This is a genomic window from Corynebacterium haematomassiliense, from assembly GCF_013978595.1.
GTDB classification, from domain to species: Bacteria; Actinomycetota; Actinomycetes; order Mycobacteriales; family Mycobacteriaceae; genus Corynebacterium; species Corynebacterium lehmanniae.
This window is the reverse complement of record NZ_JACDTZ010000001.1, coordinates 93,139-106,116: the sequence shown is the minus strand read 5'-3', so window position 1 is coordinate 106,116 and position 12,978 is coordinate 93,139. Positions and strand designations below refer to the sequence as shown.

The 12,978-nt window shown below is 66.3% G+C and carries 11 protein-coding genes; 10 read left to right on the top strand and 1 reads right to left on the bottom strand.

Annotated elements, in window-relative coordinates; genetic code table 11:
- Nucleotides 1-39 precede the first annotated feature (39 nt).
- Together H0193_RS00515 and H0193_RS00510 are read left to right on the top strand one after the other, a co-directional pair.
- Complete coding sequence (locus H0193_RS00515; RefSeq protein WP_181888089.1) at nt 40-717, top strand: DUF3558 family protein; 678 nt, start codon at nt 40-42, stop codon at nt 715-717.
- 158 nt (nt 718-875) lie between these two features.
- Nucleotides 876-2,645, top strand: a complete 1,770-nt coding sequence (locus tag H0193_RS00510) for a hypothetical protein (protein WP_181888088.1) — start codon at nt 876-878, stop codon at nt 2,643-2,645.
- 27 nt (nt 2,646-2,672) lie between these two features.
- On the opposite strand, the gene H0193_RS00505 is transcribed toward H0193_RS00510, so the two are convergent.
- Nucleotides 2,673-4,199 (bottom strand): multicopper oxidase family protein, encoded by a 1,527-nt coding sequence (locus H0193_RS00505; RefSeq protein WP_236883385.1) that lies wholly within the window; start codon nt 4,197-4,199, stop codon nt 2,673-2,675.
- A gap of 20 nt (nt 4,200-4,219) precedes the next feature.
- Between H0193_RS00505 and H0193_RS00500 the strand changes: the two genes are divergently transcribed.
- The 8 genes from H0193_RS00500 to H0193_RS00465 all read left to right on the top strand — a co-directional run bounded on the left by H0193_RS00500 (nt 4,220) and on the right by H0193_RS00465 (nt 12,926).
- On the top strand, nt 4,220-5,446 hold the full coding sequence (locus H0193_RS00500) for an MFS transporter (RefSeq protein WP_181888087.1): 1,227 nt from the start codon (nt 4,220-4,222) through the stop codon (nt 5,444-5,446).
- 53 nt (nt 5,447-5,499) lie between these two features.
- The gene (glmU, locus tag H0193_RS00495) at nt 5,500-6,948 is read left to right on the top strand and encodes a bifunctional UDP-N-acetylglucosamine diphosphorylase/glucosamine-1-phosphate N-acetyltransferase GlmU (RefSeq protein ID WP_420838849.1); all 1,449 of its coding nucleotides are present in this window, start codon (nt 5,500-5,502) and stop codon (nt 6,946-6,948) included.
- Nucleotides 6,949-6,952: 4 nt separating this feature from the next.
- Nucleotides 6,953-7,930 (top strand): ribose-phosphate diphosphokinase, encoded by a 978-nt coding sequence (locus H0193_RS00490; protein ID WP_181888085.1) that lies wholly within the window; start codon nt 6,953-6,955, stop codon nt 7,928-7,930.
- A gap of 76 nt (nt 7,931-8,006) precedes the next feature.
- Nucleotides 8,007-8,453, top strand: coding sequence for a hotdog fold thioesterase (locus H0193_RS00485; protein ID WP_181888084.1), 447 nt, complete (start codon nt 8,007-8,009; stop codon nt 8,451-8,453).
- Nucleotides 8,454-8,519: 66 nt separating this feature from the next.
- A complete protein-coding gene (locus H0193_RS00480) occupies nt 8,520-9,806 on the top strand; it encodes an amino acid permease (protein WP_181888083.1) in 1,287 nt (428 codons plus the stop codon).
- Complete coding sequence (gene hisC, locus H0193_RS00475; protein WP_181888082.1) at nt 9,803-10,819, top strand: histidinol-phosphate transaminase; 1,017 nt, start codon at nt 9,803-9,805, stop codon at nt 10,817-10,819. Before H0193_RS00480 ends, hisC begins: the two co-directional genes overlap by 4 nt.
- A complete protein-coding gene (locus tag H0193_RS00470; RefSeq protein WP_181888081.1) occupies nt 10,809-12,143 on the top strand; it encodes an MFS transporter in 1,335 nt (444 codons plus the stop codon). Before hisC ends, H0193_RS00470 begins: the two co-directional genes overlap by 11 nt.
- Before the next feature lie 132 nt (nt 12,144-12,275).
- Nucleotides 12,276-12,926, top strand: a complete 651-nt coding sequence (locus H0193_RS00465) for a 50S ribosomal protein L25/general stress protein Ctc (protein ID WP_181888080.1) — start codon at nt 12,276-12,278, stop codon at nt 12,924-12,926.
- Nucleotides 12,927-12,978: the final 52 nt, after the last annotated feature.

Below are 12,978 nucleotides of genomic sequence, written 5' to 3'. Positions count from 1 at the left end.
TCGAGTCCTGGTGGGGAAGCTTTTTTATTGGAGGGGTACATGAAACGCCACATCGCTTGGCTCATGGCATGCGGGGTACTTGCGGGGTGCGCTTCGGAGCCCTCGCCTATCGACGCCCCTCCGGCCCCCACCGCCAGCAACCAGGCAAACGAGCACAGCGCCGAAGTCGCTGGTAGTGAAGTCGGCGACTCTGGTGACAGTTCTGTCGAAAGTTCTGCTGATGCTCCCGCCGCGTTCCACTTCAAAAGCGGCACCCTCGAAATCGGCGACTTCGACCCCTACACCCTGGGCGACGACATCTTCGACCCCTGCACCGAGATCTCGCCCGAAGAATTCGCCGCCGCCGGCTTCCACAATGTCGAGCCGATCCCGGAGGAGTACGCGGGGCTTACGCGCGGTTTGAGTGCGTGCGAAATCAAGGATGAACGAGGTCGAATCGAACTCAGCCTCATGAATAACAACGCAGATCGGCAGTACATAGAAGATTCAACAGGCTTAATCGAGATTGCGAATTCAAAATCGTTACCGGAAGCTTTTGCCTATGGGCCCCGAGGCGGCGTGGGCGACGATTGCTACGTCCAACTCGACACTCACCGCGGTGGCATTGTCGTGATAGCGCCTGGTTCTTTGGATCAGAACCTCCAAGAGCAGAACTGTGTCAAGGCTTTTCAGGCCTTGGAAGAGATCTTCTCGGCAACTCAAGAGACCTTTTCATAGTTTTTGCTCATTTCAGTGGACAATCTCTTCCACTGCCAAACCCAGAATTTTATGGTTTGAGAAAACACATCGATTTTGGGGGAGCAATGAAAATAGAGCTGAACGTTGATCAGGTTGAAGATGCGATAAACATTTTGCGAGAGGTTTCGCAGACAATTGTGGCTCGTCGGAGTTTAAGCACCTCGCAATCCCTCTCCGGGTTCTCCACCGCGGGCGGCTTGGACGAGGCGGGCGAGCGGCTCAGCCCGATCGGGGACGAGCGCGCGCCGGAGGCGAATCAGGCCATCGCGCTGTACCTGAAGCACACTGCGGACAACCTGTGGCTGGCGTTGACCAACACGCAGCAGACGGATGAGTCGTTCTCCGGGATGATGGGCTCACTGCTGGCACCGCTTGGCGGCCCAGCTGCTGCACTCACGCCGATGTATGCACAGGGCTTCCAGCAGCTCAAGGCCGCAGACCCGAAGACCAACACGTTCGATAACGCAGCGGTGTCCTCCGCGTCGGAGTCGTCGCTGCTCGGCGCGGAAAAGAATCTGAACCTCACCAATACATCTCTGGCGTACTCCGCGTCGGACTTTTGGACTTCCAACGCCCAGCTCATCGAGAACGCCATGGAGGAACTCAACGGCGTCCACCACGCGCTGAGCTCGTCCGCGGACACGGTCTGGATCCAAGAGGCGATGAAGAAGGTCACCCAGATCCAAAATGCGGGTTTGGAGTACGTCGCTAACTCGCGTTCGCTCGCCAATCACACCGAGGCGCTTGGCATGGCCGCTGACTCGGAGAGTATGTACGCTTCCGCAGCCGCGGCCGCCTACGCCGCGGCGGAAGATCCGAAGATTAAGTCGCAGATCGAATCGGATTACCTCAGCTCGTATTCCATGCGCGTCACTTCCGGGCTCCAGCCGGCAATTCCAGCGTTTAACCGGCTGCTGCCGGACGCGGGAAAGCTTCCGTCGACGCCCTACGCCAGCACCGACGTGCCCGCCCCGGCCACAACGTCGTACACGCCGACTGAGCTTCCACCGGGCCTTCGGGAGGTGCTGACCAACCGTGGCTACGGCGACCTCGCGCACGCGAAGTCGCCAGCAGAGGTCATCCAGCAGTACGGCCGCCCCACCCCCGAGACCTTCGAGCGCATCGCCGCGGGCGCGGCTCCCACCCAGTCCGCCTCTGCTGTTCTCGCCCCGCCTGCCCCTTCAGCAGCGGAAGCTGCGACGGCTGCCCCGCTCCCCCACCAATCCCCTCACCCCCACCATCGGTGGATTCAACGGCACGCCTCAGACCAACGCCAGTGCGAGCACCGCAAGCGCCGGTACGGGCGCGCGGGATTCGGCCTCGCGCCGGGCAACGCCGTCGCGGGAGGCCGCGGCGCAGCTTCTGGCCACAGCACCAGCACAGGGCTTGCCAACAGCGCCCGCCCTGGCGCAGGCGCGGGCACCGGTGTCGGTGGAGGCTTCGCCAACGGTCGTGGTCTCGGCGCTGGCGCCAACGGGATCGCCGGTAGCCAGCGCGGCGGCGCGTCACTTGGGCCCGGCTCCGGTACTGGCGCCGGAGTAGGCGCCGGAGCTGGATCGAACGCCGGAGCCGGAGCGGGCCAAGGCGCAAACGGCATGCGCCCCGGTATCGGCGGCGCTGGTGCTGGTGGTACTGGCGCTGGCGGCACCGGCGCGTACGGCGCGGGCTCGTCCTACGCCGCCGGGGCGCACGGTGCGGCGAGCCAAAACGGTCAGGGCGCACGCGGCGGCGCCTTCGCTGCAGGGCCTATGGCGGCCGGCGCCAACCGGGGTCGCGGGCGCGACAAGTCAGGTTCGAAGGTCCGCACCGTCACCAGTGCGGTGGAGCGCGACGGCAACCTCAAGGCGCTGCTTGGCGACGCTCCCCTGCTCCTGCCAACAGTCATCGGCCACAACGTGCGCGGCTAACCCCGCCACGTGCAACCCCGCTGCCCGCTAGTTCCCGCCGTGGCCGGCGGGCAGATCCAGGTCCGCCTCCTGGCCAGGCTCGACGATGACGAACTGGCCCATCATGCCGCTGTCTTCATGGTTGAGCATGTGGCAGTGGTACATGTACGCCAGGCTCGGGTCCGGGTAGTAGCCCATCTCCACGAGCAGGCTCACCGTGGCCAGCGGCGGGACGGTGATGGTGTCGTGCCAGCCGGTGGTGAACTCCAGCTCGCCGTTTTCCACGCCGATGACGGCAAAGCGCGCGTCGTGGATGTGGAAATTGTGAGCCATGTCGTCGTTCTCGTTGGTCACGTGCCAGATCTCTGGGCCCTTGTGGTCCACAGTGAAGTCCACGCGGGTCATGTCCATGGTCTTGCCGTTGATCTCGGTGCCGTTCATGCGGAAATCGCGCTCCACCTCGACAGAATCCGCGTCAGGCACCTCGAACGGCGCCAGCGAATCCGCAAGCTCAGACACCTCGGGTGCGTCGTCCGACGGCGCAGCGATCTCCAGCAGGTCGAACTTGTCGGTGAAGCCGAACATCTCCGCGGTTTCTTTATCCGGCATGCCGCCCAGGTCCGGGACACCGTCGCTGCGCAGCTTCAGGTCCTTGCCCGGCTCAAGGTCCACCACGATCTCCACGCGCTCGCCGGCGCTGAGCAGCACGCCGTCGACCTCGACCGGCGCGTCCAGGAATCCCTGGTCCGTGGCCACCACGTGGAACGGCTTGCCCAAGGACAGGTGGTGGAAACGCATCGTCGCGCCGTTGAGCACGCGCAGGCGCACGCGTCGGGTGGTCGCCTCGAAGCGCGGCTTGGTCATGCCGTTGACCATGACGGTGGAGCCGACCCAGCCGTTGTCCTCGTCCAGCTGGCCGTCTTCGGTGAAGTTGGCGTCGGTGATGATCACGGGGATGTCGTCTACCCCGTATTCGTTGGGGAGGCCGGGGAAGGCGGAGTCATCGTCGTCAAGCACGAGGCCCCCGGCAAGGCCACGGTAGGCATGGACGGCGGACTTCTCGTGCGGGTGTGGGTGGTACCAGCAGGTCGCGGCCGGCTGGTCCACGGTCCACGACGGCGACCAGGACTTCCCCGGATCGAACATGAGCGCCGGCCCGCCGTCGGCGGTCGCCGGGAGGTGCAGGCCGTGCCAGTGCACGACGGTCGGCTCCGGCAGTTCGTTGTGCACCGTCATGTCGATTTCCTCGCCGCGGCGCATGTACAGCGTCGGGCCCTGGTACGGGCCGTTGAAGCCCCAGGTTTTGGTCATGGTGCCGGGCACGATCTCGAACTCGCCTTCCTGCGCGGTCAGCTCGAAGCGGCGAACGTTGCCGTCGAGCTCGCCCTCGTACAGCGGCGGGATGCGCAGCGGGCGCGCCTCGTCGTCCGCGCCCAGCGGCTTGGTTTGCGAGGACTCCGAGCACGCCGTGCCCGTCGCTGCCGCGGCCAGCGCCGCCGTCGCGAAAAGTGTGCCCCTGAAAAACGTGCGTCTGCTCATTGCCATGTCCGCCTCCCGGTTCGCTGATACTCTCATTCGACCCTACTATCCGCTGTATGCATAACGATCAACGCGAGGAACGCAACGCACGCCGGTTCATCTGGTCTAACGGCCTGCAAAACATCGGCGATCAGGTTGTCGCGCCGAAGACGGTGCTGCCGTGGCTCTTCGGCGCCGCGGGCGTGCCGGCGGTGATGACCTCGTTCCTCGTGCCCATCCGCGAATCCGGCTCGATGCTGCCGCAGGCGTTTTTGAGCCCGTGGGTCACCTCGAAGCGCTCCCGCAAACGCGTGTGGCTCATCGGTTCGTGGGGCCAAGCCATCGCCGCGGGGCTCATTGCGTTGAGTGCATTGCTTCTCGACGGCACTCCGCTCGGCGCCGCCATCCTGATCTTGCTTGCCGCCCATGCGCTGTTCCGCTCCCTGTGCTCGCTGGCGGGCAAGGACGTGCAGGGCCGCACGATTTCCAAGGGCCGCCGCGGCGGCATCACCGGCCGCGCCACCGCCCTGGCCGGCGCGTTCACGCTCGCCATCGGCCTGATTCTCACGTTTTTGCCGAACAACCTGCCGCAGTGGGCACTCGCTGCGCTGCTCGCCGTGGGCGCTTCCACGTGGGCGCTGGCGTCGCTGGTCTTTAGCGGGATCGAGGAGCCGGAAGCCGAACCCGAGGCCAAGGACGGCCAGAGCATGAGGCAGATGTGGGCGCTGGTCAAAAGCGACCGGGACCTGCAGAAGTTCCTGGTGGTGCGCTCGCTGATGCTGGTCACCGCCCTGTCCACCCCGTTCATCGTGGTCATGGCCGGCAACGAGGGCGCGGACCTGACCGGCCTCGGCGCGTTCATCATCGCCTCCGGCGGCGCGTCGCTTCTGGGCGGCAGGGTGTCGGGCAGGTTGTCCGACAGGTCGTCGAAAAGCACGATGGCCTGGGCCGCGGGTATCGCTTCGACCGTGATCGTGGCCCTCGTTCTCAGCGCCCGCCTCGCGCCGGCCGGGGTGAACGCCTGGGTCATGCCGCTGGGCTTCTTCCTGGTCAACCTCGCGCACACCGCGGTGCGTGTGAGCCGCAAGACGTACCTGGTGGACATGGCCGACGGCGACAAGCGCACCATGATCACCGGCGCCTCCAACACCGTGATGGGCATTGTGCTGCTGGTTGTCGGCGCGATGTCGTCGGCGATTGCGGTGCTCGGGCCGCAGGCGGCGCTCATCTTCCTGGCCGTCGTGGGCTACGCCGGCGTTTTCGGCGCGCGGAACCTGAAAGAAGTCTCGGCGGCCGCCGCCTAGGCGTTATGCTTGGGGCCGACAAAAACCGCTCAACACCCTATAAATCAAGGAGCATTCGAGTGCCTACCCACTTCGAACGTGCCGTTGTCGTGCTTGCGGCCGGCGCCGGAACCCGCATGAAGTCCGACCGCCAGAAGACGCTGCACGAGATCGGCGGGCGCAGCCTGCTGTCTCACTCCCTGCACGCGGCCGCCGGTGTGCACCCCAACTACCTGGTTGCGGTTGTCGGCCACCAGCGCGACCAGGTCGCCCCGGCCGTGGAGCAGATCGCCGAGCAGATGCACGTGGAGATCCGCCAGGCCGTCCAGGAGGAGCAAAACGGCACCGGCCACGCGGTGCAGGTGGGCCTTTCCGCAATCCCGGACTTCGACGGCACCGTGGTGGTCACCAACGGCGACGTGCCGCTTCTGACCCCGGAGACCCTGCAGGCGCTCGTCGACAAGCATGAGTCCGAGCACGCGGCGGTTACCGTGCTCTCGCTCGAGTTCGACAACCCCACCGGCTACGGCCGCATCATCCGCGGCGAGGCCGGCGACGTCCTCGAGATCGTGGAGGAAAAGGACGCCACCGACGAGCAGCGCAAAGTCCGCGAGGTCAACTCCGGCGTGTTCGCCTTCGACGGCAAGGTGCTTCGCGACGCCCTCACGCGCGTCACCCCGGACAACGCCCAGGGCGAGTTCTACATCACCGATGTTTTGAGCATCGCGCGTAACGACGGCCTCCGGGTCACCGCGTTTACCGCCCCCGACGCCCGCGAGCTCGCCGGCGTGAACGACCGGGTGCAGCTGGCGGAGGCCGGCAAGGAGCTCAACCGCAGGCTCGTCGAGAACGCAATGCGAAACGGTGCGACCGTGATCGACCCGGACACCACCTGGATCGGCGTCGAGGTGGAAATCGGCCGCGACGTGGTCATCCACCCGAATACCCAGCTGTGGGGCTCCACCGTCATCGGCGACGGCGCCGAAGTCGGCCCCGACACCACCCTGACCGACATGGAAGTCGGCGCCCGCGCAACCGTCGTGCGCACCCAGGGCGAACTCGGCGTCATCGGCGAGGAAGCCACCGTCGGCCCGTTCACCTACATCCGCCCCGGCACCGAACTCGGCGCCCGCGGCAAGCTCGGCGGCTTCGTCGAATCCAAGAACGCCAAGATCGGCGAAGGCTCCAAGGTGCCGCACCTGACCTACATCGGCGACGCCACCGTGGGCAAGCACTCCAACATCGGCGCAAGCTCCGTGTTTGCCAACTACGACGGCGTGAACAAGCACCACACCACCATCGGCGACTACTGCCGCACCGGCTCCGACACCATGTTCGTCGCACCGGTGAACATCGGTGATGGTGCCTACACCGGCGCGGGTACAGTGGTCACGGAAGATGTGCCCGCCGGCGCGCTCGCCATCAAGGAAGGCCGCCAGCGCAACATCGAAGGCTGGGTGGAAGACCGCCGCCCGGGCACCGAAGCGGCAGAGGCTGCGAAAAACGCGAAGCGAGAGGGTTAATTTCATGACTGGTTACTCCACCGAAAACCACAAGGACCTCAAGGTCTTCACCGGACGCGCCCACCCGGACCTCGCAGAAGCCGTGGCCAAAGAGCTCGGCATCGAGCTGGTGCCCACCACCGCGCGCGACTTCGCCAACGGCGAGATCTTCATCCGCTTCGAAGAGTCCGTCCGCGGGGCCGACTGCTTTGTCATGCAGTCCCACGCCCAGCCTCTGAACAAGTGGCTGATGGAGCAGCTGATCATGATCGACGCGCTCAAGCGCGGCTCCGCTAAGCGCATCACCGCGATCCTGCCGTTCTACCCGTACGCCCGCCAGGACAAGAAGCACCGCGGCCGCGAGCCGATCTCCGCCCGCCTGATCGCGGACCTGCTCACCGCCGCCGGCGCGGACCGCATCGTGTCCGTGGACCTGCACACCGACCAGATTCAGGGCTTCTTCGACGGCCCGGTGGACCACATGCACGCCCAGCCGATCCTGGTGGACTACATCAAGTCCAAGTACCCGCTGGACAACCTCGTGGTGGTCTCCCCCGACGCCGGCCGCGTGAAGTCGGCGGAGAAGTGGGCCAACATGCTCGGCGACGCCCCCATGGCGTTCGTGCACAAGACCCGCGACATCGACGCCGCGAACAAGGTCGTGTCCAACCGCGTCGTCGGCGACGTCGACGGCAAGGACTGCGTCCTCATGGACGACATGATCGACACCGGCGGCACCATCGCCGGCGCCGTCGGCGTGCTCAAGGAGGCCGGCGCGAAGTCCGTGGTCATCGCCTGCACCCACGGCGTGTTCTCCGACCCGGCACGCGAGCGCCTCAGCGACTGCGGCGCCGAGGAAGTCATCACCACCGACACCCTGCCGCAGGACACCGAAGGCTGGAGCAACCTCACGGTGCTCTCCATTGCGCCGCTTCTGGCCAAGACGATCCACGAGATTTTTGAAAACGGCTCCGTGACCACCCTGTTCGAGGGTCAGGCGTAAACGCCGCGGTTCGCCGGGACTCAGCCGGGGCAGCACTTGCGCTGCCCCGGCTTCACGCATACGGGAAGGAATAAGGATGTACGAGCGCTACGCCCCGTCGGTGGATTTCACCCCCGACCTCGAGCACGCGAAATCCATGTTCGACAACGACGCCACCCTGGAGTACCTCGGCGCCACCATCACGCGGCTTGAGCCGGGTGTGGCCGAGGGCGAGTTCACGGTGGAGGCACGCCACGCCAACGGCTTCGGCGTGTGCCAGGGCGGCGTGCTGTTCACCTTCGCCGACGCGCTGTTCGGCGGCGCGTGCAACTCGCGGCGAACCGACCCGACCGTCAGCGCGCAGTCCGAGATGATCTACCTCGCGCCCGCGAAGATGGGCCGCACCATCCGCGGCGTCGCGCGCGAGCGCCACACGTGGGGCAGAAACGGGCTTTCGGACGTCACGCTTTACGACGGCGACACCGCCATCGCCGAATTCCGCGGCATGTCCCGCACCACCACCCGACCACCGACAGGAAACTAAACCGTGAGCCAGAACGACAGCCTGCAAGAACAGGGGCTGAACAGGAGCGTCAAGAGTAGGCAATTGATGATGATTGCCTTTGGTTCGTCGATAGGCACGGGCCTGTTTTTGGGCTCCGCCGGATCGATCCAGTACGCCGGGCCCGCGGTGCTGATCTCGTTCGCGCTTGTCGGCGTGATCGTGTACTTCCTCATGCGCATGCTCGGCGAGATGGCGGTCGAGCACCCGGTCTCCGGGTCGTTCGCGGCGTACTCGCGCGCGTTCATCGGGCCGGTGGCCGGCTTCATCACCGGCTGGAACTGGTGGTTCACCACCGTCGTGGTGGGCATGCTGGAGCTGACCGCCATGGGCACGTTCCTGGACTACTGGTTCCCCGGACTGCCCCACTGGGTCACCGCGCTGGTGACGCTGCTGGTGGTGGTGGCGCTGAACCTGTTCAACGTGCGCGTGTTCGCCGCGACGGAGTATTGGCTGTCCTTGATCAAGGTCGCGGCGCTCGTGCTCATGATCGTGCTCGGGTTCGCGCTCGTGGTGGGTCTCGGCCCGGACGAGGCGATCGGATTGTCCAACATCACCGACCACGGCGGGTTCATGCCCAACGGCGTCTCCGGCGTGCTGTTCGCGCTGGTGGCGGTGACGTTCACGTTCGGCGGCATCATGTCCATCGGCACCGCCGCCGGCGAGGCGGACAATCCGGAAAAGGCCATCCCGCGCGCCGTGAACTCCGTGGTGTGGCGCATTCTGGTGTTCTACCTCGGCGGCATCGGCACCATCTTGCTGCTCGCGCCGTGGAACGAGCAGGGATCCAACGAGAGCCCGTTCATCCGCGTGCTGTCCGGCGTCGGCTTCGGCCCCGCCGCCACGGCGCTCAACGTGGTCATTGTGGTGGCGGTGTTCTCGGTGCTCAACACCATGACGTACTCGGGCGCGCGCATGCTGCGCGACCTCGCCCGCAACGGCCAGGCGCCCCGCGCGTTCGCCGCCACCAGCGCGAAGGGGCTGCCCACCAAAGCCCTGCTTTTCGACGCCGCCCTGATGGGCACCGTGGTCATCCTGAACTTCTTCTTCGAAGGCAAGATCTTCGCGGTGCTGCTGGCCATCATCGTCGGCACCGAGCTGATCACCTGGGTGGGCATCTGCATCTCGCCCCTGAACTTCCGCAAGACATCCAAGAGCGCGACCTTCCCCGCCCCGCTCTACCCGGTGGCCAACTGGGTGTGCATCGTGTTTTTCGTCCTCGTGCTCGTGCTGATGGGTATTCTTCCGGAATACCGCATGGGCCTTGCCACGCTGACCGGCTGGATCATCGTGCTGGGCCTGATCTCACTGACCACGCAGAGGAGCCACGCATGATCCGCCCCGACCTTGACTCGCTGCCCGCGTATGTTCCGGGCGTGCGCGACGAACGCGCCATCAAGCTGTCCTCCAACGAATGCGCCGAGAGTCCGCTGCCCAGCGTGCTTGAAGCGATGCAGGATTCGCTGTTCCAGGTGAACCGCTACCCGGACATGGGCGCGGTGCAGCTTCGCGCGGCGCTGGCTGAGCACCTCGGCGTGGCGCCCGAGCAGGTTGCGGTGGGCACCGGCTCGTCCGCCCTGTGCCAGCAGCTGGTCACCGCCGCCGCGGGCCCGGGCGACGAGGTGGCCTTCCCGTGGCGCAGCTTCGAGGCCTACCCCATCTTCGCCCAGATCGCCGGCGCGACCCCTGTGCCGGTGCCGCTGACCGCCGACCACCGGGTGGACCTGCCCGCCCTCGCCGCGGCCGTCACCGAGCGCACGAAGCTCATCTTCGTGTGCAACCCGAACAACCCCACCGGCACCACCGTCACGGACGCCGAGTTCGCCGCGTTCATGGACGCGGTCCCCGCAGACGTGCTGGTCACGCTCGATGAGGCCTACTTCGAGTACAACCAGGCCGCCGACACCCCCGTCGCCACCGAAGTCATCAACCGCTACCCCAACGTCGTGGGGCTGCGCACCTTCTCCAAGGCGTACGGGCTGGCGGGCGCGCGCATCGGCTACGCCTTCGGCCCGCAGGTCGTTATCGAGGCGCTGAACAAGGTGGCGGTGCCGTTTTCCGTCAGCTCCGTCGCGCAGGTCGCGGCACTCGCGTCACTTGCGGCTTCAGACGAGTTGCGTGCGCGTATCGACGGCACCGTGGCCGAGCGGAGCCGTGTCGTCGCAAAGCTTGGGCTCGCAGAAAGCCAAGCGAACTTTGTGTGGTTGCCCGGCGCTGGCCAGGAGCTGGCGGACCGGCTCGCCGCAGAGGGCGTGCTGGTGCGCGTCTTCCCCGAGGGCATCCGTGTGACCGTGACCAACGCGGAAGAAACCGACGCGCTATTGGAGGCGTTTTCCCGTGCGCAGTGAGCGCCGCCGCGTCATCGCGGCCACGACCATCGGCACCGCCATCGAGTGGTACGACTACTTCCTCTACGCCGCCGTGGCAGGGCTGGTGTTTAACAAGGTGATGTTCGGCCCGCTCGGGCCTGCGGCGGCGACGATCGCCAGCTTCCTCACCGTCGGCCTGTCCTTTCTGTTCCGCCCATTGGGGGCGGTGCTGGCGGGCCACTTCGGCGACCGGCTGGGCAGGCGCGGCGTGCTCATGGTCACGCTGTTCACCATGGGCACCGCCACCGCGCTGATCGGGCTTTTGCCCACGTATGCAACCGCCGGCTGGCTCGCGCCGGCCGCGCTGGTGGTCCTGCGCATCCTGCAAGGCACGTCCGCCGGCGGCGAATGGGGCTCGGCAGTGCTTTTGGCCGTGGAGCACGCGCCGGACAACAAGCGCGGACTCTACGGCGCCGGGCCCCAGGTGGGCGTGCCGGCAGGGCTCTTGCTGTCCTCTGGCGTGCTGGCGCTGATGACCATCATCGCCCCCGGCGAGGCGTTCATGCAGTGGGGCTGGCGCGTGCCGTTTTTGCTTTCCGTCGGGTTGACGGTGTTGGGCTGGTGGATCCGCACGGGCGTCGACGAATCGCCGGTGGTGGAGGAAATGCGCGAGGTCGGCGCGCACAACCCGGTCGGCTCCCTGTTCAAGCACCACGCGGGGCTCGTTATCGCCGCGGCGTTGATCTTCGCCGCCAACGGCACGGTGGGCTACATGACCACCGGCGGCTACATCCAGAACTACGTCACCGACCCGGCAGGGCTCGCCGTAGAGCGCGGCGACATCCTGTGGGCCGTCACCGCCTCCGCCGCCACCTGGCTGTGCACCACGGCGTTCGCGGGCTGGGTGTCCGACATCATCGGCCGCCGCCGCACCCTCGCGATCGGCTTTGTGGTGCAGGCGGCCGGCGTGCTGGCCTTGTTTCCGCTGGTGAACACCGGGTCGCTGCCGAAGATCACCGCGGCGCTGATTTTCCTCACCGTCGGGTTGGGGCTGACCTACGGCGAGATCGGCGCGTTCTACGCTGAGCTGTTCCCCGCCTCCATCCGCGCGTCCGGCGCCTCCATCTCGTACGCGCTCGGCGCGATTTTGGGCGGCGCGTTCGCCCCCACCATCGCCGCCGCCCTGCGCGAGGCAACCGGCGGCACCGCCGCGATCACCGTGTACTTGATGGCGGCGACGGTCACGGGATTCGTCGTCACGCTGCTGATGCGCGAGCGCCGCGGCATCCCCCTCGGACACGAGCACGAGGAGGCCCAGGCGAGCGGGCATTTTGTGTGGCAGAAACCGGCTGCTACCCTGTAGCAGTCTCGGCGAGGGCCTTCAAGGGCCGTTATCGACGCGATTTTGAGATCCTTTTGCGATCACTCGACGAGCACACATCCGTTCAGTGGTCGCAGGCAAGGCCTGTGGCCCTTCCCAACGAAGGAGTACAACATGGCTATTACCCCCACCGTTATCAAGGGTGAGCGTCGCGAGGAGTTCGGCAAGGGCTCCGCACGCCGTCTGCGCCGCGACGGCAAGATCCCGGGCGTCCTGTACGAAAAGGGCATCGACAACATCCACTTCGCGGTCGACCGTATCGAGATGACCGCAGTCGTGCGTAACGACGGCACCAACGCCATCGTCGAGCTCGAGCTCGACGGCGAGAAGCTGCTGGCCATGGTCAAGCACATCGACCAGAACGTGATCACCCTGGACATCGACCACATCGACCTGCTCGGCATTAAGCGCGGCGAGAAGGTCACCGTCGAGGTCCCGGTCGTCACCGAGGGCGAGGCCGCTCCGGGCGCAGTTGTGCTGCAGGAGACCGACTACGTGGAGATCGAGATCGACGCGCTGTCCATCCCGGACGAGCTGACCGTCTCCATCGAGGGCAAGGAGATCGGCGACACGCTCCACGCTTCCGACGTGAAGCTGCCGGAGGGCGCAGAGCTCATCTCCGACCCGGAGACCCTGCTGGTCAACGTCACCTTCGAGCAGGTTGACGAGGACCTCGAGGCTGAGGCCGAGGCCGCTGAGGAAGGTGGCGCTGAGGCTGGCGCCGAGTCCGAGGCTCCGGCCGAGGAGAAGGGCGACGAGGAGTAACTCCTCCCCGCTTCCGCACACAGCTAAGCCCGCCACCGCTTCCCCGCGGTGG

Coding starts and splice junctions, on each gene's coding strand:
- H0193_RS00515 (WP_181888089.1), top strand. CDS start 40: ATGAAACGCCACATCGCTTGGCTCATGGCATGCGGGGTACTTGCGGGG.
- H0193_RS00505 (WP_236883385.1), bottom strand. CDS start 4,199: ATGAGAGTATCAGCGAACCGGGAGGCGGACATGGCAATGAGCAGACGC.
- H0193_RS00500 (WP_181888087.1), top strand. CDS start 4,220: ATGCATAACGATCAACGCGAGGAACGCAACGCACGCCGGTTCATCTGG.
- H0193_RS00490 (WP_181888085.1), top strand. CDS start 6,953: ATGACTGGTTACTCCACCGAAAACCACAAGGACCTCAAGGTCTTCACC.
- H0193_RS00485 (WP_181888084.1), top strand. CDS start 8,007: ATGTACGAGCGCTACGCCCCGTCGGTGGATTTCACCCCCGACCTCGAG.
- H0193_RS00480 (WP_181888083.1), top strand. CDS start 8,520: ATGATGATTGCCTTTGGTTCGTCGATAGGCACGGGCCTGTTTTTGGGC.
- hisC (WP_181888082.1), top strand. CDS start 9,803: ATGATCCGCCCCGACCTTGACTCGCTGCCCGCGTATGTTCCGGGCGTG.
- H0193_RS00465 (WP_181888080.1), top strand. CDS start 12,276: ATGGCTATTACCCCCACCGTTATCAAGGGTGAGCGTCGCGAGGAGTTC.